This window comes from Burkholderia sp. BCC0397, from assembly GCF_902832865.1.
Classification (GTDB): Bacteria; Pseudomonadota; Gammaproteobacteria; order Burkholderiales; family Burkholderiaceae; genus Burkholderia.
The window spans coordinates 118806-141595 of sequence record NZ_CADFDL010000007.1; the positions used below are offsets into that span (position 1 = coordinate 118806).

Consider the following 22790-nt stretch of genomic DNA (forward strand, 5'->3'; position numbering starts at 1 on the left):
GCGCACGGCGGCGTTTTCTTATCCGGCCGCGGCCGCGAGCGGCCGGCTCATCGGCCCGACCATTCGGCGCGTCAGCGCCGCAGCAGATACGCGAGCAGCACCTCGGTGTTCATCCGGACCATCTCCGCGCGCTCGTCGGTGTCGGTGAAGTCGCGGCCGAGCGTCGCGGCGAGCGTGAAGCGGTTCGACACGATGTAGTAGCCGAGCCCCGACAGCGTCACGTAGAAGCGCAGCGGATCGACGTCGCTGCGGAACAGCCCGGCCTTCTGGCCGCGCATCAGCACGTTGCCGAGCTTCGCGACGATCGGCGACATCATCTCGCGGATCCGCGTCGACTTGTGCAGGTAGCGCGCTTCGTGCAGGTTCTCGTTGTTGATGAGCCTGAGCAGCTCCGGATGGTCGCGGTAGTAGTCCCAAACGAAATGCGCGAGCCGCGTGACGGCTTCGACCGGCGCAACGCCGTCGAGATCCAGCACGCGCTCGGCCTCGGTCAGCGCGGAAAACGCGTGTTCGAGCACCGCCGTGAAGAGCTGCTCCTTGCTGCCGAAATAGTAATAGAGCATGCGCTCGTTCGTTTCGGCCCGGCGCGCGATCTGATCGACGCGCGCGCCGAACAGCCCTCCATTCGCGAACTCTTCGGCTGCCGCCATCAGGATGCGGCGGCGGGTACCTTCAGGATCTCTTTTGATTTTTGGCTGATTCATGGTGGCGTTTTGCTATGTGAGCCGCTTGATCCGGACCGGCACCCCCACCGCCTCGGCGCCGGCCGCCCTGGAACGGGCGCCCCGCGGACGGCCGCCCTCCTGCTGAGCCCCTGCAAAAAAGCGGTTCGATTATGCGCATAGACGGCGTCCAGCGCAATGCGGGAAATCGGCGATAATTGAGCTTTGGCATACCTTTCCGGCCGCACGCGACGCAGCCGAGAGCCATTCGGCGCCGCTGCGCCTGTTGTCAGCCTGTTGTCACCGTGACCGACTCCAAAACACTCGCGGATCGCATCGAAGATCTGCTTCCCCAGACGCAATGCACGAAGTGCGGCTATAACGGCTGCCGTCCGTACGCCGAGGCGATCGCCGCCGGCGACGCGAACTACAACCAGTGCCCGCCCGGCGGCGCCGAAGGCATCGCGCGTCTCGCGAACCTGCTCGGCAAGCCGGTGATTCCGTTGAACCCCGTCAACGGCAGCGAGCATCCGCGCGCGGTCGCGTTCATCGACGAAAACCTGTGCATCGGCTGCACGCTGTGCATGCAGGCGTGCCCGGTCGACGCGATCGTCGGCGCGCCGAAGCAGATGCACACGATCGTCGCGTCGCTGTGCACGGGCTGCGATTTGTGCGTGCCGCCGTGTCCGGTCGACTGCATCGCGATGCTGCCGGTGACCGGCGATCGCACGGGCTGGGATGCGTGGTCGCAGGAACAGGCTGACGCCGCGCGCGAACGCCACGACCTGCGGCTCGCGCGCCAGCGTCGCGAGCGCGAGGCCGCCGAAGCGCGCGCCGCCGCCCGCCGCGCGGCCAGCACCGCGAAACCGGCCGCGGAACCCTCCGCCGCGCAGCCAGATGCGCCAGCCGCCGCGCCGGCCGCCGACGACGCCGAAGCGAAGAAACGCGCGATCATCGCCGCCGCGCTCGAACGCGCGCGCAAGAAGAAGGAAGAGCTGTCCGGGCAAGGCGCCGGGCCGCAGAACACCGAAGGCGTGAGCGCGGCCGTCCAGGCGCAGATCGACGCGGCCGAGGCCCGCCGCAAGCGGCTCGCCGAACAGCAGGCGCAGCGCGACGCCGAAGCGGCATCGGGCAGCCACGACAACGACGCAGGCAACGACGATCCGGACGGTCCGTCCACGCCGCCCGACCCGAACGCTCCATGAACGCCAGCAAACGACGCGCGATCTACGAAACGCTGCAGAGCCTCAATCCGCATCCGACCACCGAGCTCGAATACTCGACGCCGTTCGAACTGCTGATCGCCGTGATGCTGTCCGCGCAGGCGACCGACGTGTCGGTCAACAAGGCGATGCGGAAAATGTTTCCGGTCGCGAACACCCCGCGACAAATCGTCGCGCTTGGCGAGGAAGGCGTCACCGAGTACATCAAGACGATCGGTCTCTATCGCACCAAGGCGAAGAACGTGGTCGCGACGTGCCGGATCCTGCTCGAGCGCTACGACGGCGAGGTGCCGGCCGATCGCGAAGCGCTCGAAGGCTTGCCGGGCGTCGGCCGCAAGACCGCGAACGTCGTGCTGAACACCGCGTTCGGCCAGCCGACGATCGCGGTCGACACGCATATCTTCCGCGTCGCGAATCGCACCGGGCTCGCGCCGGGCAAGGACGTGCGGGCCGTCGAGGCCGCGCTCGAGAAGTTCACGCCGAAGGAATTCCTGCAGGACGCGCATCACTGGCTGATCCTGCACGGGCGCTACGTGTGCAAGGCGCGGCGGCCCGAATGCTGGCACTGCGCGATCGAGCCGCTGTGCGAGTTCCGGCCGAAGACGCCGCCGCCCAACGAATAAGCGTCAGGCACGACAGACGCGCCGCGCGGGCCGGCTCCGCACGCGCCGTCGCGATGCCCGCTTCCCTTTCCGACTACGCGTTGGATGTCGCCGTCGCGTCGTCGGCGGCCGCGCCGCCCGCGCGCACGAGCGCCAGCACGGCCGCGAGAATCGCGACACCCCCCGCCCACTGCAGCGGCGACAACGCTTCCCCGAACAGCAGCGCCGCGAGCGCGACCGTCACGACCGGTTCGAGCGTCGACAGCATCGACGTGCGCGCGGCCCCGAGCCGCTCGAGCCCGGCGAAGAACGCGAGCATGGCCGCGACCGTCGACACCAGCGCGATCGCGAGCATCGACGCCCAGCCGCCGGCCGTCGCGGGCCAGCGCGGCGGCGCGCCGAACGCCGCCGTTCGCACGACGGCGATCGCGACGAGCGTCGCGGTGGCCGACAGGCAGATGATCGCGGTGGTCGCGAGCGGATCGACGCCGCGCGTCGCCTTGGTGCCGCCGACGATGTACAGCGAATAGATCACCGCGGCGGCCAGCGCGAGCGCGATCCCGAGCGGCTCGCCATGCCCGCCGCCGACCATCAGCGCCGAACCCGCGACGCACAGCACCAGCGCGACGGCCTTTGCCCGCGTCAGGCGCTCGCCGAGCCACCACGCGGCCAGCAGCGTGACGAACGCCGGATACAGGTACAGCAGCAGCGCGACGAGGCTCGCCTGCGCGTGCTGCAGCGCGCTGAAATAGCAGAACGACTGCCCGACGTAGCCGAGCGCGCCCATCGCCACCAGCGGCGCGAGCGCCCGCCCGCGCGGCCATGCGACGCGACGGTGCCGCGCGATCGCGGCGAGCACCGCACCGCCGATCGCGAAGCGCACGATCAGCAACCCGAGCACGTCGACGCCGGCCGCATACGCGTAGCGGCCGAAAATCGCCATCGCGCCGAACGCGGCGGCGGACAACGCGACGTAGAGCGAGCCCTGCAGGGCGGCGGACGAGGGGCGAACGGTGGCGGTCATGATGAAACGGGCGAACCAGGCGCCGTGACGGAATCGTCGGAGTGTAGCGGCGCGGCGGCGGCAAGCCTAGCCCGCGCTTACCCGTTGCGCGGCGGGCGGCCGCAACGACCCGCGCCGTGCCGCCCGCCGCCAGCCGCCCCGGGGGCTGCCGCCAGCGCCGCACGCCGCTCCGGCGTACAATGCGCGACGCGGCATGACGCCGCCCGAATCACGACGTTTCCCCACCATGTTCAATCCAAGCCGCGACGAAGTGCGTCGCTTTTTCACCGAGACCTGGCGCAAGCAGCGCGCGGGCGAAATCCTGACGCCGCTGGAAGCGATCGCAGCCGACTGGATCGTCGAGCATCCCGAATACCACGACGAACTGGCCGACGCCGACGGCGCGGCCGCGCGCAACTACACGCCAGAAGAAGGCCGGACCAACCCGTTCCTGCACCTGTCGATGCACCTCGCGATCAGCGAGCAGTTGTCGATCGACCAGCCGCCGGGTATCCGCGCCGCGCACGACAAGCTGGCCGCGAAGCTCGACTCGACCCACGACGCGCAGCACGCGATCATGGAATGCCTCGGCGAGACGATCTGGGAAGCGCAGCGCACGAACACGCCGCCCGATACCGACGCGTACCTGCAGCGCATCCTGCGCCGCGCGTCGCGCGACTGAGCGCCCGGCCCGGCACACTCGTCTGCGCCGGCCGCGGCCAAAAAAATACCCCGCCGAGGCGGGGCATTTTTGCTGCTGCGCGAGCCCGTGAGGCCCGTCGCGCTTACTTCTTGAACACGAGGTCGGTTTCCTTCAGCGACTCGATGTAGGACGCGATGTCCTTCATGTCGCTGACCGACAGGTTCTGTACCTGCGCCTGCATGATCGCGTTGTTGCGGCCGAGCAGCGGGTTCGTCAGCCCCATCTGGTACTGGCGCATCGCCCACACGAGGTAGTCGGCGTGCTGGCCGGCGAGGCGCGGGTACTCCGCGTTGATCGGCTTGTTCAGCTGCGCGCCGTGGCAGGCCGCGCAGTTGTGCGATTCGACCAGTTCCTTGCCCTTCGAGATGTCCGCGGCGTGCGCGGTACCGATCGCGAGGCCGGCCGCCAGTGCCACCGCCGCCGTCTTGAATGCGTTGTTCATGAATGCTCCTGTCCCGCCGGAGAGATCGGCGGCGCGCGCTTTACTTGTAGGGGTTGTCCTTCGTGTCGGCCTTCTGGGCGGCGTAGTACGCCGACAGATCCGCGATGTCCTGGTCGGTCAGCGAACCGGCGATCGCATTCATCGACGGGAAGTGACGATCCTTCTTGCGGTAGGCCTTCAGCGCGTTCTCGAGGTATTGCTGGTTCTGGCCGCCGAGGACAGGCACCCGGTAGACCTCCGGGTACGCCGCGCGGTAGTCCTGGATGCCGTGGCAACCGATGCACATGGCGGCCTTGCTCGCCCCGTCCTTCGGGTTGCCGACCACACCGGCCGCCTGCGCGCTGCCCGCGAGCGCCACGAGCGCTGCGACAACAACGTGTTTGCCGACGAATTTGTTCATAGCTCTTGTAACCTAGCTTGAGGGGAAACTGGCGCCGAAGCGGCAACGGCCCGCGCCGTTGTGCTTATCGGATCGCCACGCAGGCCAAAAAAAACGGCCAGATTGTACCGCGTCGGCGGGGAACGCGTCCATACGGCGCCCCCGGTTCGCCCCGCCGCAGCCCCGCAACGATACGCGGGCGCGGCCCAACCGGACAGCCCTTCTGACTTATACTGGGTTTTTTCCCGATGAAGAAGAGCGCCGCCATGCGTTTCGAAGGGTCCTCGCAGTACGTTGCCACCGACGATCTGAAGCTCGCGGTCAATGCCGCACTGACGCTGCAACGCCCGCTGCTGATCAAGGGCGAGCCCGGCACCGGCAAGACCATGCTCGCCGAGGAAGTGGCCGCCGCGCTCGACATGCCGCTGCTGCAGTGGCACATCAAGTCGACCACCAAGGCGCAGCAGGGCCTGTACGAATACGACGCCGTGTCGCGGCTGCGCGACTCGCAGCTCGGTGATGAGCGCGTGAAGGACATCTCGAACTACATCGTCAAGGGCGTGCTGTGGCAGGCGTTCGACGCCGAGCAGCCGAGCGTGCTGCTGATCGACGAGATCGACAAGGCCGACATCGAATTCCCGAACGACCTGCTGCGCGAGCTCGACCGGATGGAGTTCCACGTGTACGAGACGCGCGAGACGGTCCGCGCGAAGCACCGCCCGCTCGTCATCATCACGTCGAACAACGAGAAGGAGCTGCCCGACGCGTTCCTGCGCCGCTGCTTCTTCCACTACATCCAGTTTCCCGATGCGTCGACGATGCAGAAGATCGTCGCGGTCCACTTCCCGAACATCCGCGAGGAGTTGCTGCGCGCGGCGCTCGAGAGTTTCTTCGAATTGCGCGGCGTGTCGGGCCTGAAGAAGAAGCCGTCGACGTCCGAGCTGCTCGACTGGCTGAAGCTGCTGCTCGCCGAGAACATCCCGGCCGACGCGCTGCGCGGCGCGGACGCGAAGCAGATCGTGCCGCCGCTCGCGGGCGCGCTGCTGAAGAACGAGCAGGATCTGAGCCTGCTCGAACGGCTCGTCTACATGAACCGGCACAACCGGTAATCCTCCCTCACCCGCGAAGGCCCGGCCATGCTGCTCAATTTCTTCTACGCGCTGCGCGCAGCCAAGCTGCCCGTCTCGGTGAAGGAATACCTGACGCTGCTCGAATCGCTGAAGGCCGGGCTGATCTCGCCGTCGATCGACGCGTTCTACTTCCTCGCGCGGATGACGCTGGTCAAGGACGAGCAGTACTTCGACAAGTTCGACCAGGCGTTCGGCGCGTATTTCCACGGCGTGTCCGCGCTGCCGTCCGAGGCGTTCGACATTCCGCTCGACTGGCTCGAGAAGCGCCTCGAGCGTGAGCTATCGCCGGAGGAGAAGGCGCAGATCGACGCGATGGGCGGGCTCGACAAGCTGATGGAGCGTTTGAAGGCGCTGCTCGACGAGCAGAAGGAACGCCACGAAGGCGGCAACAAGTGGATCGGCACCGGCGGCACGTCGCCGTTCGGGCACGGCGGCTACAACCCGGAAGGCGTGCGCATCGGCGGCCCGTCGAACGGCAACCGCACCGCGGTGAAGGTGTGGGAAGCACGCGCGTACCGCGACTACGACGATTCGGTCGAGATCGGCACGCGCAACATCAAGGTCGCGCTGCGGCGGCTGCGCCGCTTCGCGCGCGAAGGCGCGGCCGAGGAGCTCGACCTGCCCGGCACGATCCGCAGCACGGCCGCGAACGCCGGCTGGCTCGACCTGCGGATGGTGCCCGAGCGCCACAACAACGTGAAGGTGCTGATGCTGCTCGACGTCGGCGGCTCGATGGACGACCACATCAAGCGCACCGAAGAGCTGTTCTCGGCCGCGAAGGCCGAGTTCAAGCACCTCGAATTCTTCTACTTCCACAACTGCGTGTACGACCACCTGTGGAAGAACAACCGCCGCCGCCACTCGGAACGCACCGCGACGTGGGACGTGCTGCACAAGTTCACGCCCGACTACAAGCTGATCTTCGTCGGCGATGCGACGATGAGCCCGTACGAGGTGCTGCAGCCCGGCGGCTCGGTCGAATACAACAACCCGGAAGCCGGCGCCGTGTGGCTGCGCCGCCTCGCCGACCAGTTCCCCCATCATGCGTGGCTGAACCCCGAGCCCGAGCGGCTATGGGAGTACCGGCAGTCGGTCGCGGCGATCCGCGACCTGCTCGGCCAGCGCATGTATCCGCTGACGCTCGCGGGCCTCGAAACCGCGATGCGCGCGCTCAGCAAGTAACGAACCCCACCCGCAGACACGAAGGCCGCATCCGAGCGGCCTCCCCCCGGAGATAGCATGAACCCTTCGCCCACCGCGAGCGCTGGCCGCGCCGGCGGCCGCCGCTTTTTCGCCGATACGTCCGTGTCCGCGCTCGTCGCCGGCTTCGTCGCGATGATGACCGGCTACACGAGCTCGCTCGTGCTGATGTTCCAGGCCGGCCGCGCCGCCCACCTCACCGACGCGCAGATCTCGTCGTGGATCTGGGCGCTGTCGATCGGCATGGCGCTGACGACGATCGGCCTGTCGCTGCGCTTTCGCGCGCCCGTCGTCGTCGCGTGGTCGACGCCCGGCGCAGCGCTCTTGATCGCGTCGCTGCCCGGCGTGCCCTACCCCGAGGCGATCGGCGCGTTCGTCGTGTGCGCGCTGCTGTTGACGGCCGTCGGCGTGAGCGGGCTGTTCGACACGCTGATGAAGCGCATTCCGGCCGGCATCGCGGCTGCGCTGCTCGCGGGCATCCTGTTCGAGATCGGCATCGAGATCTTCCGCGCCGCGCAGTTCCAGACCGCGCTCGTGCTCGCGATGTTCTTCACCTACCTGATCGTGAAACGCCTCGCGCCGCGCTATGCGATCGTCACGACGCTGATCGTCGGCACGGCGGTGGCCGGCGGCCTCGGACTGCTCGACTTCAGCCGCTTCCACATCGCGCTCGCGCAACCCGTGTTCACGATGCCCGCGTTGTCGATCGCGTCGATCGTCAGCATCGGCATTCCGCTGTTCGTCGTCGCGATGGCGTCGCAGAACGTGCCGGGCATCGCGGTGCTGCGCGCGGACGGCTATTCGACGCCGTCGTCGCCGCTGATCGCGACGACCGGCCTCGCGTCGCTGCTGCTCGCGCCGTTCGGCTCGCACGGCGTGAACCTCGCGGCGATCACGGCCGCGATCTGTACCGGCCCCGAAGCGCACGAGGATCATGCGAAGCGCTACACGGCAGCCGTGTGGTGCGGCACGTTCTACCTGATCGCCGGCATCTTCGGCGCGACGATCGCCGCACTGTTCGCGGCGCTGCCGAAGGCGCTCGTCGTATCGGTCGCGGCGCTCGCGCTGTTCGGCTCGATCATGAGCGGGCTCGCGAACGCGATGCAGGACGTGAAGCAGCGCGAAGCCGCGCTCGTCACGTTCATGGTGACCGCGTCGGGCCTCACGCTGCTGTCGATCGGCTCGGCGTTCTGGGGGCTCGTCGCGGGCGTCGTCACGCAGGTGATCCTGAACGCGCGGCGCCCCGCGTGACGCGGCTCGGCGCCCGCCGCGGCGCACGCCGGGCACGCCAAAACGTGCTCGACACGAATCGGGCCTAAAATGATGGATCGGAAGCGGCGCCCGGCGCCGCTTCGCTTCGCCGCCGCGTTCGCGCGGCCCGTGAGAACCCGGCGCCCCGCGCGCTTCTTCCGAATCGCCATGACTACCGCACTCGACCAGTTGAAGCAGTACACGACCGTCGTCGCCGACACGGGCGACTTCCAGCAGCTTGCGCAATACAAGCCGCAGGACGCGACCACGAACCCGTCGCTGATCCTGAAGGCCGTCCAGAAGGATGCGTACAAGCCGATCCTCGAGAAAACCGTCCGCGATCATCGCAACGAAAGCACCGATTTCATCATCGACCGCCTGCTGATCGCATTCGGCACCGAAATCCTGAAGCTGATCCCCGGCCGCGTGTCGACCGAGGTCGACGCACGCCTGTCGTTCGACACGCAGCGCTCGATCGACAAGGGCCGCGAGCTCATCAAGCTGTACGAAGCGGCCGGCGTCGGCCGCGAGCGCATCCTGATCAAGCTCGCGTCGACGTGGGAAGGCATCCGCGCGGCCGAGGTGCTGCAGAAGGAAGGGATCAAGTGCAACATGACCCTGCTTTTCTCGCTCGTGCAGGCCGCCGCGTGCGCGGAAGCCGGCGCGCAGCTGATCTCGCCGTTCGTCGGCCGCATCTACGACTGGTACAAGAAGCAGGCCGGCGCGGAATGGAACGAAGCGACGGACGGCGGCGCGAATGACCCGGGCGTGCAATCGGTGCGCCGCATCTATACGTACTACAAGACGTTCGGCTACAAGACCGAGGTGATGGGCGCGAGCTTCCGCACGACCAGCCAGATCACCGAGCTCGCCGGCTGCGACCTGCTGACGATCAGTCCCGATTTGCTGCAGAAGCTGCAGGAGAGCAACGAGACGGTCGCCCGCAAGCTGTCGCCGGAATCGCTGCAGGACAAGCCGGCCGAGCGCGTCGCGATCGACGAGTCGTCGTTCCGCTTCCAGCTGAACGACGAAGCGATGGCGACCGAAAAGCTCGCCGAAGGCATCCGCGTATTCGCCGCCGACGCGGTGAAGCTCGAGAAGCTGATCGACGCGCTGCGCTGAGCCACGCTGCGCGTCAGCGGCTGTCAGCAAGACTGACAATAGGCGTCAGCACGCACGCTGCAAACGGTCGCGAACGTGATGTTCGCGGCCGTTTTTATTTTCATTCCATCGTCAAGCGCGCGCACTACAATCCACGTCACGGGTGCGACGGCCGCCTCCCGATGCGCCCTTTCCCCAGTCAAACTTGAACGACGCCACGCCAGCGCCGACGCGCCGGCACGGCTCATCCCAGGAGACAACGATGCAAGTCCAACCGTACCTGACGTTCTACGGTCGTACCGACGAAGCCCTTCAGTTCTACGAAAAGGCACTCGGCGCGAAGACGATGTTCAAGATGCACTTCAAGGACGCACCGCCGAATCCCGACTATCCGATGTCGCCGGAGATGAGCGACAAGGTGATGCACGCGAGCTTCACGATCGGCGACTCGATGATCATGTGCTCGGACGGCGACTGCAGCCAGCCGGCCGGCGCCGCGCACGCCGGCTATTCGCTGTCGCTGAACCCGGCGACGGTCGAGGAAGGCCAGAAGCTGTTCAATGCACTCGCCGACGGCGGCGAAGTGACGATGCCGTTCGGCAAGACGTTCTGGGCGCTCGGCTTCGGGATGGCGAAGGATCGCTTCGGCGTGCACTGGATGGTCAACGTCGAGGATCTGTCGCAGCGCGAGGATCTCGCGAAACGCGCGCAGGGCTGACGCAAAAGAAACGCCCGCCACCTTGCGGTGGCGGGCGCTTTCGTTGCTGCGCGGCGCGTACGCGGCACACGGCCGCGCACGGCCCGTATCAGCCTTCAACCACGTCGAAATAATCCTCCGGCCGCGTGCGATCCTCGGCATGCGCCATGCCCATCACGCGCACCAGCACGCTCACCGCCACCGACACCACCAGGTTCACGATCAGCGACCACACGGCCGCATAGCCGGGAATCGCGAGACCGAACAGGTGGATCGTGAAGATCGAACTCGCCAGCTTCAGCGAGATCGCCATCCACGTGCCGCACACGATGCCGGCCGCCCAGCCGGCCAGCAAGCCGCGATGGTCGAGCACGCGCGTGTACAGGCCGAGCACGATCGCCGGCAGCGTCTGGATGATCCAGATCCCGCCGAGCAGCTGCAACTGGATCGCGTAGGTCAGCGGCAGCCCGAGGATGAACGCCACCGCGCCGACCTTCACGATCAGCGACACGAGCTTTGCGACGTGCGTCTCCTGGTCGTGCGACATGTTGCGGTTCACGAACTCGCGGTGGATGTTGCGCGTGTACAGGTTCGCGGCCGCGATCGACATGATCGCCGCCGGCACCAGTGCCCCGATGCCGATCGCCGCGAACGCGACGCCGACGAACCACGACGGGAAATACTCGAGGAACAGCGCGGGCACCGCGAAGTTCGGGCCGAACGCCTTGAAGTACGGCGCGTACTGCGGCATGTCCTTCACGCCGGAGGCGAGCGCCATGTAGCCGAGCAGCGCCAACAGGCCGAGCACGAACGAGTACGCGGGCAGCATCGCCATGTTGCGGCGGATCGAGTTGCCCGACGACGACGACAGGATCGCCGTGACCGAGTGCGGATACAGGAACAGCGCGAGCGCCGAGCCGATCGCGAGCGTCGCATACGCGCTGTAGCCGTTCAGGCTCGCCGCGTCGGGCGCCTTCAGCAGCAGCTTCGCGGGCGGCACCGCGGCGAAGATGTGCCCGAAACCGCCGAGCTTCGCGGGGATCACGATGACCGCGGCGGCGATCGTGACGTAGATCAGCACGTCCTTCACGATCGCGATCATCGCGGGCGCGCGCAGCCCCGACGTGTACGTGTACGCGGCGAGGATCGCGAACGCGATGATCAGCGGCAGGTCGCCGACGAAGCCGGTCGTGTCGAAGCCGAGCGCGCCGATCACCACCTCGATGCCGACGAGCTGCAGCGCGATGTACGGCATCGTCGCGAGGATGCCCGTCACCGCGATCGCGAGTGCGAGCATCCGGCTGCCGTAGCGCGCGTTGACGAAGTCGGCGGCCGTCACGTAGCCATGCCGCTTCGCGATGCTCCACAGCTTCGGGAACACGACGAACGCGAACGGATAGATCAGGATCGTGTACGGCAGCGCGAAGAAGCCCATCGCGCCGGCGCCGAACACGAGCGCGGGCACCGCGACGAACGTGTAGGCCGTGTAGAGGTCGCCGCCGAGCAGGAACCACGTGACGATCGTGCCGAAGCGGCGTCCGCCAAGGCCCCATTCGTCGAGATGGGCAAGATCGCCGCGCCGCCAGTTCGCGGCCAGGAAACCGATGATCGTGACGCCGATGAACAGCAGGACGAAAACGAAGGTCGCGCCGAGATTCATTGCGCACCTCCTTGCGTGCCGCTCGCCTTCCACGCGTTCTTGGTCTTCAGATACACGAACGCGGTGATCACCGCGCTGATGAAGACCCAAAGCAACTGGTACCAGTAGAAAAACGGAAAACCGAACCATTGCGGTTCGATCTTGCTGTACGACGGCACCCAGACCATTGCGATCAGCGGCAGTACCAGCAGCCAGAGCCAGCGCTTGGCGGCCCGGTTGGCGTCGGCATCGTGAGCCATGACGTCTCCTCTTCTATCCCGGTTATCGATCTTGTTGAGCGGGTACGGCACCGAGAGGAGCGGCAAAACGGGTAGGCCGCGGCTCCCCTGGCTTCGCGCCAGTATAGGAGCCGCGAGCACGCGGTCAAGCAGGGGCGAACCCGAGGTGATCCGCCCCTTGTCGCGGGGTTGCACCGGCCTGCCGCCGGTGCATCCGGCGTCAGATCGCGAACGCGGTGTCGCGTGCGCCGGCCGTTGCTTTCAAAGCTTTCACCCACTTGCGCGCGGGCAGCTTCAGCGTGTCCTCGATCAGCTTCGCGCGGGCGTCGAGCTGCGCGAACGGCACGTCGAGCGCGGGGCCGGAAAACGCGATCGCGATCCGGTTGCCGTCGTGCACTTCGGGCAGCGCGATCACGCGGTGATCGAACGCCGCGTTCAGGTGCTTCATGTTGCGCACGAAGCTCGGATGATCGCCGAACAGGTTGATCGTCGCGATGCCGGCATCGGCGAGGCAGCCGCGCACCGCGCGGTAGAACGCGACGCTGTCGAGCACGGGGCCGCGCGCGGTCGCGTCGTACAAGTCGATCTGGATCGCGCCCGTCGTGCCGCGGTTGGCCGGGTCGTTGACGAAGTCCCATGCGTCGGCTTCGTGCACGACGAGGCGCGCGTCGTCGGGCGGCAGTGCGAACATCGTGCGCGCGGCGACGATCACGGCCGGGTTCAGCTCGACGGCCTCGACCTTCGCGTGCGGCAGGAAACGATGCGAGAACTTGGTCAGCGCGCCGGTGCCGAGCCCGAGCTGGACGACCCGCGCGGGCGTTTCGAGGAACAGCAGCCACGCCATCATCTGCTGCGCGTATTCGAGCTCGATATGCAGCGGCTTCGAGATCCGCATCGCGCCCTGCACCCACTCGGTACCGAAGTGCAGGAAGCGCACGCCGCCTTCTTCGGAGAACGTAACGGGTGCGAAACGCGGCTTGCGCGGCGCTTCGAGCACCGGCACGTCGTCGTGTTCGTCGATGTCCGGGCGGCGCTTCACGCGCGGCGGCTGGAGTTTTTCGGAGCCGTTGTAGGCAGACGGCTTGCGTTGCTTGAACGCGCGCGCCTCGGCGGACGCGCGCTTGATCAGTCGGGTCATGATGGTTGAATCTCGCTGGGTGAGGCTGGATGAGCGGACGAGAGGATAGCATTGGTGGGAGGCGGAGGCCGCGACGCGAGTCCGGCCACGCGTGACGCCAAATCCCGTCGGCGCTACGCTGCAGTCGCGGATCACAGGAGCGCGCATGACTTCGAACGACAAGAAGATCTGGTTTCCAGCGAAGCGCTACGGCTGGGGATGGGGGTTGCCGGTGGCGTGGCAGGGCTGGGTCGTGCTGCTGCTGTTCGCGCTCGGCATCGTCGCGAGTGCGTGGCTGCTGCCGCCGCAACGCTCGCCGATTGCGTACGGCGCGTGCATCGTGGCGCTGGTCGCGCTGCTGACCGTGGTGTGCTGGATCAAGGGCGAGAAACCGCGGTGGCGATGGGGCAAGGACGATTGAGCGTCGCAAGCGACAAAGCGCAACGGGCACCCTACACCGCAACGGCCGGTACGCCCCAAGGTTCCGGCCCATTCGACTGCTGATACGACGACCATCGAAATCCGCGAAACCCGCCGCCCGCCTGATCCGGGCACATATCGGTCATTGACTTTCTTGCAAATAAAAAGCCCGTTCGGTCGACCGAACCTATGCCAAACTGAAACGGCATTCGGGGAGGCTCGCAGCGGCCATGACTCATACAACGACGGACCACGCACCGCCAGATCGCCAGGGATGGCTCTCCAGGGAGCGGCTCGTCCTGTACAGCGCGGCGATCCTGTTGTTTCAGCTCGTGTTGCTGGGTATCTGGGCATTTTCGTACTGGGTGCTGCATCTCCCCGGCGTGCCGCCCCCGGGTATCGACTTCCGGGTTTTCTGGAGCGCGTCTTTCGTTTCCGTCCACAGCGGGCCGCTCGCCGCCTTCGACCTCCACCAGATGTTCGCGGCGGAAGCCCGATTGCTGCCGGACTTCCCGCCCGCGCAGATTTCCGCACCGTGGGTTTATCCGCCGACCTTCCAGTTGCTGGTTTATCCGCTGGCGTTGCTGCCCTACGCCGCTTCGTACGGCCTGTTCGTCAGCATCGGCATCGCAAGCGCGTTGGCGGCGTGCACGCTCGCAATGAAGGATCGCCCCCTGCCGTGGATCGCGCTCGTCGCGTTCCCCGGCATCTGGGTCGTGACGATCTGCGGCCAGAATTCCTTGCTGACCCTGGCGTTCGCCGCCGGCGCACTGGGATTGCTCGAACGACGTCCGGTTGTCGCCGGCGTATGCGCCGGCATGCTCGTCATCAAACCGCAGCTGGCGCTCCTGTTTCCCGTGCTGTTCCTCTGCGGCGGACATTTCCGCGCGGTTGGCGCGATGGCCGTCACGGCCGCGCTGTTCTGCGCGGTCAGCGCACTGGTGTTCGGCGTGCCGCTGTGGATGCGCTTTTTCGACACGCTGTCGTGGTTCAGCCACTTGATCCTGATGAACAATGCAGGCGGAATCTGGAACGCGATGCCGACGCCGTTCGCGATGTCGCGACGGCTGGGCGCCAGCCTGCCGACCGCCTTTGCCGTTCAGGCGGCCATCGCGATACCGGTCGTGATTGCGACCGCGAGTCTATGGGCGAGGAAGAAGCATGCCGACTTATGCGCGGCAGCGGCAATCGTCGCGACGCTGCTGACCCAGCCGTACCTCATCTACTACGATCTCGCGTGGCTGCTTCTCGCGATCATTTACGTGTGCAAATACGACCGGACAACCCGCGCGCTCGGGTGGGCGGACCATGCGGTCATGGCGTTGGCGTGGGTGCTGCCGGGGCTCTCGTTTTTCCTCGTGTTCAAGCCCGCGATGGGCCAACCGGGCGCCGTCCTGTTGCCGATCTTCCTGATGCTGATCGTCTACCGCGCATCGCGTCATCGCGCGGCTGACGCAAGCACATCGGTTGCCGCACGGCAATCGCCCGGCTAGCGCGGCGGCTCGCCGAGCACCACGCCAAGCAGCCGCCGGAACGGGTTGCCATTTTGTTCAGTTTGACACCGGCGTCGATCAGACAGCATGCTGCTGCGGCGCATGCATTTTCTTTCGACGTGCCCGGTTGTACCGTAACGTCATCGAAGCCTGCCAACATCCGCTCCAGCCATACCTGTTCCATCACACGGGATTTCGTAAGCATGAGTCACATCCACTTCATTGGCGGGGAAAAAGGCGGCGTCGGCAAATCGCTCGCGGCCCGCGTGCTGGCCCAGTATTTCATCGATCGGAGCATGCCTTTCGTGGGCTTCGATACCGACCGATCGCACGGCGCGCTACTGCGGTTCTATGCCGATTTTGCCGCGCCTGCCGTGCTCGACCAGCATGACAGCCTCGATCCGGTCATGGAATCGGCGCTCGAAGATCCGCAGCGGCGCATACTGGTCGACCTCGCGGCCCAGACGCGGCAGTCGCTCGCCAAGTGGCTCGACGATTCGGACGTAGTCGATTTTGCCGAAGAACACGGCCTCACGTTGACGTGGTGGCACGTGATGGACACGGGACGCGATTCGGTCGATCTGCTGCGGCAATGGCTGGACGAATTCGGCGGACGAATCAAGCTGGTGCTGGTGCTGAACGAAGTCCGCGGCGATCGCTTCGAGATTCTGGAGGCATCCGGCGAACGCGAGCGGGCCGAAGCCCTTGGTGCGAGCGTGATTACGCTGCGCCGCCTGCCCGATACGACGATGCAGAAGATCGATCGACAAAGCGCGAGCTTCTGGGCGGCGGTCAATCATCCCGACCGCGCCGCCACGGGGCTCGGCTTGCTGGAACGGCAGCGCGTCAAGGTCTGGCTGCATCGGACTTATGAGGAGCTGGGCACGCTCGCCTTGTAGCGCGGGCCCCCGCGACGGTGCGGAGGATGCGGCGAGTGGCTGGAATGGCTCATACCGGGAAAACTTGGAGGTTCAATGGCCGATCACGACAGACTGCATCCTCTACGTCCGTTCCTGAAAAACTGGATTTGGGAGCACGGTCGAATCGGGACGCGCTATCTCGACTGCGTCGATGGCGAAATCAAGTTCGACGAAGGCAAGAAATCGCATTTCGCTGCCGAGAAATACACCTACGTGCCCCTGGGCAAGGACGCTGACGACGACGCATCGGCGGAGGGTCCTGCGATCCACGAGGCGGGACTTGCCCGCTTCTTGCGGGCTGCGCAGTTGGGCACGCCCGGGGAAGCCGGTTCCGTGGCGGAGGTTCAGCGCGCCGTGCAGGATTGCGTGGAGATCGGCCTGTTCAGCGCGTATCAATGGGAGGCTCGACAGGCATTGGCCCGCTACGCGCAGGAACCCATGTTCGAGGACGAGATCCGCGCGGCGGTTGTCGACGACATCCGGCGAATTTACGTCGGCATGCGAGAGCAGCTGGCGCTGTACGATTTCAGTGTGCTCTACGGCTTGCCCACGCCGCTGCTGATCAGCGAGACACCCTTCATCGACTGGCGCGTGATCGCCAGCCCGGCACTTCCGTTCGTATCGCTTCCGCTGGGACCTTACTGCCTGCTGGTAGGCGCGCCGTCGGGCAGGAGTAGCCGAATCGGCCCGGTGGTCTGGAAGGCCGCTGCCGCGATGGGGCCATTGAAGGACCACAACCGTCGGATCGAGGAGCATGCACGTCTGTGGCTGGTGGCGACCACCGACGATCAACTCGTCGCTGCACAAAGTCGCATGACCTCGGCCACGGGCGCCAGGCAAGGCGACGCGAAGCCCTGACCGGTGGAGTCGAGTGGCGGCGCAGTATCGTTGAAACCGCCTCTCGACTCGAACACCTGCTGCCGCCCACCCGATACCGCTTCACCGAATACTCGGAATCCAACGCGTCTCAGGCGCGAAGGGCGCGCCAGAGCACCAGTTTCTGTTCGAACGACAACGTCGCATTCGCTGGACTCGACGAAGGCAACACGAGCGTCTCGTATCCGGCCTGGCCGATCACGTCGGCGAACCGCCCCGCCGTCTTGCCGTTGAAGCACACGCGCTTCAGCAATGGCGCATGCTCGCGCAGCGAATCGAAGTCGTTCGGCTTGGCATTGCGGATCGCCGAATCGAGACTGCCCTGGCGATGGCACGCATCGAGGACGTCCCAGATACCGATGCCGTGCGACAGCACGCGCGCCAGCCGCGCGTCGTACGGCAGTTCATGCAGCGTCGGCTCGCCGAGCACCGCGCCAAGCAGCCGCCAGAACTGGTTGCGCGGATGCGCGTAGTACTGCGCGGCGTCGAGCGACGCCTCGCCCGGAAAGCTGCCGAGGATCATCGTGTGCGTGTCCGGCGCGACGACCGGCGGAAAACCTTGCAGCATCACGCGTCTCCGTGCGGATCGACGGATCGCGGCCCGTCGCCGTGCGCGGCGAGATGACGCCACAGCGCCGGCAGCATGCACTCGGTGACCATCAGCGGCTTGCCGTGACGCTGGAACACCGAGCGCCGCGCGGCAAACGCATGCGGCGCGCGCACACCCTGCAACGCATGGCTCGCGAGTGCATACAGCGGATGACCGGCGATCACGCGCCGGCTCACGAGCGCCGAGCGCTCGACCTGCGGATCGCTGTACAGCAGCTCCGCGAGCGGCCGCGTGCGCAGCTTCCGCATCGCCTGCCACACGCCCTTGCTGGCCGCGAGCGGCGCGATGCTGTGCGCGGCGACGTACGGCGTGCCGTCGACCGACAGGATCACCTCGCGCACCCACATCGGTGCGCGCGGCGAACTGACGAGCGCGTCCGGCTCGTCGAACCACGGCGCGTCGACGGCCTCGCGCGTCACGCGCACGTTCACGCGGCCGAGCCGCGCGAGATGCGCGGTCAGCGATCCGCCGCGCGTCAGCCAGTCGCGCTGGTCGAGCGTGCAGCCGGGCCGGGGCGTTTCGCGCCAGCCCGCCTGTGCGGCGTCGAATCGCAGCCGTGCGTTCACGCGGCCCGCGACAGCAGCAGCGTGTTGGTCCGCTTCACGAAGCTCGCCGGATCGTCGAGCATGCCGCCTTCGGCCAGCAGCGCCTGATCGAACAGCAGATGGCACCAGTCGCCGAAATCGGCGCTGTCGGCGTTCAGCTGCTTCACGAGCGCGTGCTCGGGATTGATCTCGAGGATCGGCTGCATCGCCGGCGCGTTCTGGCCGGCCGCCTTCAGCATCCGCTGCAGGTAGCCGCTCATGTCGTTGTCGTCCGCGACGAGGCACGACGGCGAATCGGTCAGGCGGAACGTGACGCGCACTTCCTTCACCTTGTCGCCGAGCGCTTCCTTCATCTTCTCGACCACCGGCTTGATCGCCTCGCCGGCCTGCTCCTGCGCCTTCTTCTCCTCGTCGTTCAGCTCGCCGAGATCGAGATCGCCGCGGGCCACGCTCGCGAGCGGCTTGCCGTCGAATTCGTGCAGGAACGACAGCATCCATTCGTCGACGCGGTCGGTCAGCAACAGCACCTCGACGCCCTTCTTGCGGAACACTTCCAGATGCGGGCTGTTCTTCGCGGCCAGCCACGTATCGGCGGTCACGTAGTAGATCTTGCTCTGCTCGGGCTTCATGCGCGACACGTAGTCGGCGAGCGACACGTCCTGCGCGTCGGTGTCGCCGTGCGTCGACGCGAAGCGCAGCAGCTTCGCGATGCGCTCGCGGTTCGCGTGATCCTCGCCGAGGCCTTCCTTCAGCACCTGGCCGAACGCGCCCCAGAACGTCTTGTACTTCTCCTTGCCGGCATCCTCTTCCGCGTTCGCGAGCTCTTCGAGCATCGACAGCGCGCGCTTGGTCACGCCTTCGCGGATCGCCTTCACGTCGCGGCTTTCCTGCAGGATTTCACGCGACACGTTCAGCGGCAGGTCGGCCGAATCGACGACGCCCTTCACGAAGCGCAGGTATTGCGGCAGCAGCTGCTCGGCGTCGTCCATGATGAACACGCGCTTCACGTACAGCTTCAGGCCGCCGCGGTACTCGCGGTTCCACAGGTCGAACGGCGCGTGCGCCGGCACGAACAGCAACTGCGTGTATTCGCTGCGGCCCTCGACGCGGTTATGCGTCCACGTGAGCGGATCCTGGTGATCGTGCGCGATGTGCTGGTAGAACTGCGTGTACTGCTCGTCGGTGACGTCGCTCTTCGAACGCGTCCACAGCGCGCTTGCCTGGTTGACGGTTTCGTCCTCGTCCTTCAGGACCATCTCGCCCTTTTCCTGATCCCACTCTTCCTTCTGCATCAGGATCGGCAGCGCGATGTGGTCGGAGTACTTCTGGATGATCGACTTCAGGCGGTGCGACGACAGCAGGTCGTCCTCGCCTTCGCGCAGATGCAGCGTGATCGTCGTGCCGCGCTGCGCGCGCTCGATCGCGTCGATCGTGAAATCGCCCTCGCCCGCGCTTTCCCAGCGCACGGCTTCGTTCGCCGGCAGGCCCGCGCGGCGCGTTTCGACGGTGATCTTGTCCGCGACGATGAAGCCCGAGTAGAAGCCCACGCCGAACTGGCCGATCAGCGCCGCATCCTTCTGCTGGTCGCCCGACAGCTTCGTGAAGAATTCCTTGGTGCCCGAACGCGCGATCGTGCCGAGGTTCGCGATCGCCTCGTCGCGGCTCATGCCGATGCCGTTGTCGTCGATCGTGATCGTGCGCGCGGCCTTGTCGTAGCCGATGCGGATGCGCAGGTTCGGATCGTTCTCGTACAGCGCGTTGTTCGCGAGCCCTTCGAAACGCAGCTTGTCGGCTGCGTCGGACGCATTCGACACCAGTTCGCGCAGGAAGATTTCCTTGTTGCTGTAGAGCGAATGGATCATCAGGTGGAGGAGTTGCTTGACCTCTGCCTGAAAGCTCATCGTTTCGTGTGCCATGGATGCTGTTTCCTCTTACTTGAACTGAAAAGGGGTGACGCCGGCGCCCGGCGCGCGATGCCGGCGGACCCATGAAGGACGGCCCGTGTGGGACGGCCCGTGCGGGACGACCGCCTGGCGCCAGCGGTTTGCGCGCGTATCTGGGGACGGCGCGCGGCATTTCAAGAGCCGGCCTGCCGCGCCGCGTCACGACGCGCGCCGAACCGCCGAGTCGATATAGCGCGCCAGCAGCCCCGGCAGCGCCGGATCGCCACAGTTCGCAACGTTGAAGCGCATCCATGTGGACGGCGATTGCTGCGGCGAGAACAGGCTGCCCGGCGTCAGCAGGAAGCCGGCTTCGTGCGCGACCGCCGCGAGCGCGTCCGAATCGACGCCCGTGTCGGCCCACAGGAACATCCCGGCCGCCGGCATCGTGAAGAGCCCGAGCCCCGTGCGCTCGAGCATCCGCGCGGTCTTGTCGCGCACGCCGTCGAGCCGCGCGCGCAGCCGCTCGACGTGGCGCCGGTAATGCCCTTCGGTCAGGATCTTGTACAGCACGCGCTCGTTGAGCTCGGGCGTGGTCATCCCGACCAGCATCTTCTGGTCGGTGATCGCCTTCGCGATCTCCGGCGCGCAGGCCACGTAGCCGACCCGCAGGTTCGCCGCGAGCGTCTTCGAATAGCTGCCGAGATAGATCACGCGCTTCAACTGGTCGAGGCTCGCGAGGCGCGTGGCCGGATAGCTGGGCGGACACAGGTCGCCGTACACGTCGTCCTCGACGACGAGGAAATCGTAGGCCTCCGCGAGCTTCAGGATCCGGAACGCCTGTGCGGCCGACAGCGACGTGCCGGTCGGGTTCTGCAGCACCGAGTTGATCACGAGCATCTTCGGCCGCCACATCTGCACCAGGGTTTCGAGCGCGTCGAGGTCGGGGCCGTCGGGCGTATACGGCATCCCGACGAGCTGCGCGCCCTGCGCCGCGAAACGGCCGAACATCTGGAACCACGCGGGATCGCCGACGATCACCGCATCGCCCGGCCGCATGTAGATCCGCGAGATCAGGTCGATCGCCTGCGTGATGCCGGAAACCAGCACGATCTGCTCGGGCTTCGCGCCGATCTCGACTTCGGCGAGGCGCGTCTGCAGTTGCTGGCGCAGCGGCAGGAAGCCCTGTGCGGTGCCGAAGCCGAGCATCTGCGCGCCCGACTGGCGCCCGAGCGCGCGCAGCGCGCCGGTGATCAGCTCGCCGTCGAGCCAGCGGCCCGGCAGGTAGCCGAGGCCCGGGCCCTTCTCCGGGCTGACGGTGTGCAGCATGTTGCGCAGCAGCCAGACGACGTCGATCGTGTTGTGCACGGGCGCGGCCTCGGCCACGCGCGCGACGCCGTCGGCCGGCTGCGGGCCGGCGCCCGTGCGCTCGCGCACGTAGAAGCCGGAGCCGCGCCGCGAGTCGAGGTAGCCCTGCGCGACGAGGCGCTCGTAGGCCTCGACGACGGTGAAGCGCGACACGCTCTTGTCGAGCGCGAGCTTGCGAATCGACGGCATGCGCATGCCGGGACGGAATACGCGTTCGTCGATACGCCGCCGCGCCCACTGGACCAGCTGGTCGACGAGCGTGAGCGTGGCCGTGTCGTGCGGCGCGGGAATCTGGGCGAGTGGGACGGTGGACATGGGCGGCAGCTCCAACTGTACCGAAGGCTATCGCGCCGATTGTACCGTTACTGTGCCGGTAGCGACGATTACAGTTGACCGGAATGGCGATCCTGCGGCCGCCGCTCGGGCCCTGCCGCATGTGGCGCTGCGCCCGCCGGGCCGCCTCGCGGCCGGTACGCCGGCCGGTCCGGCCCCCGCCCGGCTCCTCGCCCGCTTACCATGACACTTTCGCTTCCCGACCCACGCTCATGCCAGCCCGCTCCCTGACACTCGACCACCTCGTGATTGCCGCGCGCACCCTCGACGAAGGCGTGCGCCATGTCGCCGACGCACTCGGCATCGAACCGGCCGGCGGCGGCCGCCATCCGCTGATGCGGACCCACAATGCGCTGTTCGGCGCGTGGGGCGGCCTCTACCTCGAAGTGATCGCGATCGACCCCGACGCACCCGCGCCGGACGACGGCGCAAAGCCGCCGCGCGCGCGGCTGTTCGGGCTCGACGATCCGGCGATCCACGCGCGGCTCGCGCAGGGCCCGTTTCTCGCGCACTGGGTCGCGCGCGTCGACCGCCCGCGCCAGCTTGCGCTGTGGCAGCGCCAGTATCCGACCCGCATCGCGCCCGTCGTCGCGATGCGGCGCGGCGACCTGAGCTGGGGCCTCACGGTGCCCGACGACGGCAGCTTCCCCGCCTGGCAAGGTGCGGGCGACGGCCTCGTGCCGTCGCTGATCCAGTGGGACAGCCCGCGCCATCCGGCCGAATCGCTGCCGGGCGACGGCGTCGCGCTGAAGGCGCTCAAGGGCGCCCACCCGCGCGCGGATACGATCCGCGAGCAACTCGACTGGCTCGGCGCCGCCCACCTGCTCAACGTCGAATCCACCGACGGTCCGCCGGCGCTCGTCGCCGAATTCGACACGCCGCAGGGCGTGCGCACGCTGCGCTGACCGCCCGCCGCCCCTTCGATTACATCAACCCGGCAATACGGAGACACCCACG

At 67.0% G+C, this 22790-nt stretch carries 24 protein-coding genes; 13 read left to right on the forward strand and 11 right to left on the reverse strand.

What is annotated here, in order from left to right; all coding sequences use genetic code 11:
- Window positions 1-71: 71 nt before the first annotated feature.
- Entirely contained in the window at window positions 72-704 is a 633-nt protein-coding gene (locus HWX03_RS21855) for a TetR family transcriptional regulator (RefSeq protein WP_059583716.1), read from the reverse strand.
- 263 nt (window positions 705-967) lie between these two features.
- On the opposite strand from HWX03_RS21855, the gene rsxB reads away from it, so the two are divergent.
- Both rsxB and nth read left to right on the forward strand, forming a co-directional pair.
- Window positions 968-1867, forward strand: a complete 900-nt coding sequence (gene rsxB, locus HWX03_RS21860) for an electron transport complex subunit RsxB (RefSeq protein ID WP_175872649.1) — start codon at window positions 968-970, stop codon at window positions 1865-1867.
- Window positions 1864-2508, forward strand: a complete 645-nt coding sequence (gene nth, locus HWX03_RS21865) for an endonuclease III (protein ID WP_006478196.1) — start codon at window positions 1864-1866, stop codon at window positions 2506-2508. The genes rsxB and nth overlap by 4 nt, the downstream gene beginning before the upstream one ends.
- Before the next feature lie 73 nt (window positions 2509-2581).
- On the opposite strand, the gene HWX03_RS21870 is transcribed toward nth, so the two are convergent.
- Entirely contained in the window at window positions 2582-3511 is a 930-nt protein-coding gene (locus tag HWX03_RS21870; protein ID WP_175872650.1) for a DMT family transporter, read from the reverse strand.
- A 226-nt stretch (window positions 3512-3737) separates the two neighbouring features.
- Between HWX03_RS21870 and HWX03_RS21875 the strand changes: the two genes are divergently transcribed.
- Window positions 3738-4172: a DUF1841 family protein gene (locus tag HWX03_RS21875; protein WP_174389113.1), complete on the forward strand. Its 435-nt coding sequence runs from the start codon at window positions 3738-3740 to the stop codon at window positions 4170-4172.
- Window positions 4173-4275: 103 nt separating this feature from the next.
- On the opposite strand, the gene HWX03_RS21880 is transcribed toward HWX03_RS21875, so the two are convergent.
- Together HWX03_RS21880 and HWX03_RS21885 are read right to left on the reverse strand one after the other, a co-directional pair.
- Window positions 4276-4635, reverse strand: a complete 360-nt coding sequence (locus HWX03_RS21880; protein ID WP_006490657.1) for a cytochrome c — start codon at window positions 4633-4635, stop codon at window positions 4276-4278.
- Between the two features lie 40 nt (window positions 4636-4675).
- The gene (locus HWX03_RS21885; RefSeq protein ID WP_006478192.1) at window positions 4676-5035 is read right to left on the reverse strand and encodes a cytochrome c; all 360 of its coding nucleotides are present in this window, start codon (window positions 5033-5035) and stop codon (window positions 4676-4678) included.
- Window positions 5036-5280: 245 nt separating this feature from the next.
- Between HWX03_RS21885 and HWX03_RS21890 the strand changes: the two genes are divergently transcribed.
- The 5 genes from HWX03_RS21890 (at window position 5281) to HWX03_RS21910 (ending at window position 10414) form a co-directional block, all read left to right on the forward strand.
- Complete coding sequence (locus tag HWX03_RS21890; RefSeq protein WP_174433021.1) at window positions 5281-6123, forward strand: MoxR family ATPase; 843 nt, start codon at window positions 5281-5283, stop codon at window positions 6121-6123.
- 27 nt (window positions 6124-6150) lie between these two features.
- Window positions 6151-7326 (forward strand): VWA domain-containing protein, encoded by a 1176-nt coding sequence (locus HWX03_RS21895; protein WP_174389115.1) that lies wholly within the window; start codon window positions 6151-6153, stop codon window positions 7324-7326.
- A gap of 57 nt (window positions 7327-7383) precedes the next feature.
- Window positions 7384-8595, forward strand: a complete 1212-nt coding sequence (locus HWX03_RS21900) for a benzoate/H(+) symporter BenE family transporter (protein WP_175872651.1) — start codon at window positions 7384-7386, stop codon at window positions 8593-8595.
- A gap of 168 nt (window positions 8596-8763) precedes the next feature.
- A complete protein-coding gene (tal, locus tag HWX03_RS21905; protein ID WP_174433018.1) occupies window positions 8764-9717 on the forward strand; it encodes a transaldolase in 954 nt (317 codons plus the stop codon).
- Between the two features lie 241 nt (window positions 9718-9958).
- A complete protein-coding gene (locus tag HWX03_RS21910; protein ID WP_175872652.1) occupies window positions 9959-10414 on the forward strand; it encodes a VOC family protein in 456 nt (151 codons plus the stop codon).
- Window positions 10415-10502: 88 nt separating this feature from the next.
- Here HWX03_RS21910 and HWX03_RS21915 read toward each other — a convergent pair whose 3' ends face one another.
- From HWX03_RS21915 to HWX03_RS21925, 3 genes are all read right to left on the reverse strand, one after another.
- Complete coding sequence (locus tag HWX03_RS21915; RefSeq protein ID WP_175822311.1) at window positions 10503-12053, reverse strand: sodium:solute symporter family protein; 1551 nt, start codon at window positions 12051-12053, stop codon at window positions 10503-10505.
- Entirely contained in the window at window positions 12050-12292 is a 243-nt protein-coding gene (locus HWX03_RS21920; RefSeq protein WP_175822310.1) for a DUF3311 domain-containing protein, read from the reverse strand. The genes HWX03_RS21915 and HWX03_RS21920 overlap by 4 nt, the downstream gene beginning before the upstream one ends.
- Before the next feature lie 199 nt (window positions 12293-12491).
- On the reverse strand, window positions 12492-13409 hold the full coding sequence (locus tag HWX03_RS21925) for a spermidine synthase (protein ID WP_175872653.1): 918 nt from the start codon (window positions 13407-13409) through the stop codon (window positions 12492-12494).
- Between the two features lie 145 nt (window positions 13410-13554).
- Between HWX03_RS21925 and HWX03_RS21930 the strand changes: the two genes are divergently transcribed.
- The 4 genes from HWX03_RS21930 to HWX03_RS21945 all read left to right on the forward strand — a co-directional run bounded on the left by HWX03_RS21930 (window position 13555) and on the right by HWX03_RS21945 (window position 17079).
- Complete coding sequence (locus tag HWX03_RS21930; RefSeq protein WP_175872654.1) at window positions 13555-13809, forward strand: hypothetical protein; 255 nt, start codon at window positions 13555-13557, stop codon at window positions 13807-13809.
- A gap of 229 nt (window positions 13810-14038) precedes the next feature.
- The gene (locus HWX03_RS21935) at window positions 14039-15301 is read left to right on the forward strand and encodes a glycosyltransferase family 87 protein (protein WP_244132741.1); all 1263 of its coding nucleotides are present in this window, start codon (window positions 14039-14041) and stop codon (window positions 15299-15301) included.
- 203 nt (window positions 15302-15504) lie between these two features.
- Window positions 15505-16200, forward strand: a complete 696-nt coding sequence (locus tag HWX03_RS21940) for a mobilization protein (protein ID WP_011545877.1) — start codon at window positions 15505-15507, stop codon at window positions 16198-16200.
- 75 nt (window positions 16201-16275) lie between these two features.
- Entirely contained in the window at window positions 16276-17079 is an 804-nt protein-coding gene (locus HWX03_RS21945; RefSeq protein WP_175872655.1) for a hypothetical protein, read from the forward strand.
- Between the two features lie 109 nt (window positions 17080-17188).
- On the opposite strand, the gene HWX03_RS21950 is transcribed toward HWX03_RS21945, so the two are convergent.
- The 4 genes from HWX03_RS21950 to HWX03_RS21965 all read right to left on the reverse strand — a co-directional run bounded on the left by HWX03_RS21950 (window position 17189) and on the right by HWX03_RS21965 (window position 21815).
- Window positions 17189-17665 carry a DNA-deoxyinosine glycosylase gene (locus HWX03_RS21950; RefSeq protein WP_174388013.1) on the reverse strand — a complete coding sequence of 159 codons (477 nt, stop codon included), beginning with the start codon at window positions 17663-17665 and terminating at the stop codon, window positions 17189-17191.
- The gene (locus tag HWX03_RS21955) at window positions 17665-18261 is read right to left on the reverse strand and encodes a chorismate lyase (RefSeq protein ID WP_175872789.1); all 597 of its coding nucleotides are present in this window, start codon (window positions 18259-18261) and stop codon (window positions 17665-17667) included. The genes HWX03_RS21950 and HWX03_RS21955 overlap by 1 nt, the downstream gene beginning before the upstream one ends.
- Window positions 18262-18269: 8 nt before the next feature.
- On the reverse strand, window positions 18270-20168 hold the full coding sequence (gene htpG, locus HWX03_RS21960) for a molecular chaperone HtpG (RefSeq protein WP_175872656.1): 1899 nt from the start codon (window positions 20166-20168) through the stop codon (window positions 18270-18272).
- Between the two features lie 186 nt (window positions 20169-20354).
- Window positions 20355-21815 (reverse strand): PLP-dependent aminotransferase family protein, encoded by a 1461-nt coding sequence (locus HWX03_RS21965; RefSeq protein ID WP_175872657.1) that lies wholly within the window; start codon window positions 21813-21815, stop codon window positions 20355-20357.
- A gap of 230 nt (window positions 21816-22045) precedes the next feature.
- On the opposite strand from HWX03_RS21965, the gene HWX03_RS21970 reads away from it, so the two are divergent.
- A complete protein-coding gene (locus tag HWX03_RS21970) occupies window positions 22046-22738 on the forward strand; it encodes a VOC family protein (RefSeq protein ID WP_175872658.1) in 693 nt (230 codons plus the stop codon).
- The last annotated feature ends 52 nt before the right edge of the window (window positions 22739-22790 follow it).

Bases quoted from the DNA above. Each gene is read 5' to 3' on its own strand.
- HWX03_RS21855 (WP_059583716.1), bottom strand. From the start codon at position 704: ATGAATCAGCCAAAAATCAAAAGAGATCCTGAAGGTACCCGCCGCCGC.
- nth (WP_006478196.1), top strand. From the start codon at position 1,864: ATGAACGCCAGCAAACGACGCGCGATCTACGAAACGCTGCAGAGCCTC.
- HWX03_RS21870 (WP_175872650.1), bottom strand. From the start codon at position 3,511: ATGACCGCCACCGTTCGCCCCTCGTCCGCCGCCCTGCAGGGCTCGCTC.
- HWX03_RS21875 (WP_174389113.1), top strand. From the start codon at position 3,738: ATGTTCAATCCAAGCCGCGACGAAGTGCGTCGCTTTTTCACCGAGACC.
- HWX03_RS21880 (WP_006490657.1), bottom strand. From the start codon at position 4,635: ATGAACAACGCATTCAAGACGGCGGCGGTGGCACTGGCGGCCGGCCTC.
- HWX03_RS21885 (WP_006478192.1), bottom strand. From the start codon at position 5,035: ATGAACAAATTCGTCGGCAAACACGTTGTTGTCGCAGCGCTCGTGGCG.
- HWX03_RS21890 (WP_174433021.1), top strand. From the start codon at position 5,281: ATGCGTTTCGAAGGGTCCTCGCAGTACGTTGCCACCGACGATCTGAAG.
- HWX03_RS21895 (WP_174389115.1), top strand. From the start codon at position 6,151: ATGCTGCTCAATTTCTTCTACGCGCTGCGCGCAGCCAAGCTGCCCGTC.
- HWX03_RS21900 (WP_175872651.1), top strand. From the start codon at position 7,384: ATGAACCCTTCGCCCACCGCGAGCGCTGGCCGCGCCGGCGGCCGCCGC.
- tal (WP_174433018.1), top strand. From the start codon at position 8,764: ATGACTACCGCACTCGACCAGTTGAAGCAGTACACGACCGTCGTCGCC.
- HWX03_RS21910 (WP_175872652.1), top strand. From the start codon at position 9,959: ATGCAAGTCCAACCGTACCTGACGTTCTACGGTCGTACCGACGAAGCC.
- HWX03_RS21915 (WP_175822311.1), bottom strand. From the start codon at position 12,053: ATGAATCTCGGCGCGACCTTCGTTTTCGTCCTGCTGTTCATCGGCGTC.
- HWX03_RS21920 (WP_175822310.1), bottom strand. From the start codon at position 12,292: ATGGCTCACGATGCCGACGCCAACCGGGCCGCCAAGCGCTGGCTCTGG.
- HWX03_RS21925 (WP_175872653.1), bottom strand. From the start codon at position 13,409: ATGACCCGACTGATCAAGCGCGCGTCCGCCGAGGCGCGCGCGTTCAAG.
- HWX03_RS21930 (WP_175872654.1), top strand. From the start codon at position 13,555: ATGACTTCGAACGACAAGAAGATCTGGTTTCCAGCGAAGCGCTACGGC.
- HWX03_RS21935 (WP_244132741.1), top strand. From the start codon at position 14,039: ATGACTCATACAACGACGGACCACGCACCGCCAGATCGCCAGGGATGG.
- HWX03_RS21940 (WP_011545877.1), top strand. From the start codon at position 15,505: ATGAGTCACATCCACTTCATTGGCGGGGAAAAAGGCGGCGTCGGCAAA.
- HWX03_RS21945 (WP_175872655.1), top strand. From the start codon at position 16,276: ATGGCCGATCACGACAGACTGCATCCTCTACGTCCGTTCCTGAAAAAC.
- HWX03_RS21950 (WP_174388013.1), bottom strand. From the start codon at position 17,665: ATGCTGCAAGGTTTTCCGCCGGTCGTCGCGCCGGACACGCACACGATG.
- htpG (WP_175872656.1), bottom strand. From the start codon at position 20,168: ATGGCACACGAAACGATGAGCTTTCAGGCAGAGGTCAAGCAACTCCTC.
- HWX03_RS21965 (WP_175872657.1), bottom strand. From the start codon at position 21,815: ATGTCCACCGTCCCACTCGCCCAGATTCCCGCGCCGCACGACACGGCC.
- HWX03_RS21970 (WP_175872658.1), top strand. From the start codon at position 22,046: ATGCCAGCCCGCTCCCTGACACTCGACCACCTCGTGATTGCCGCGCGC.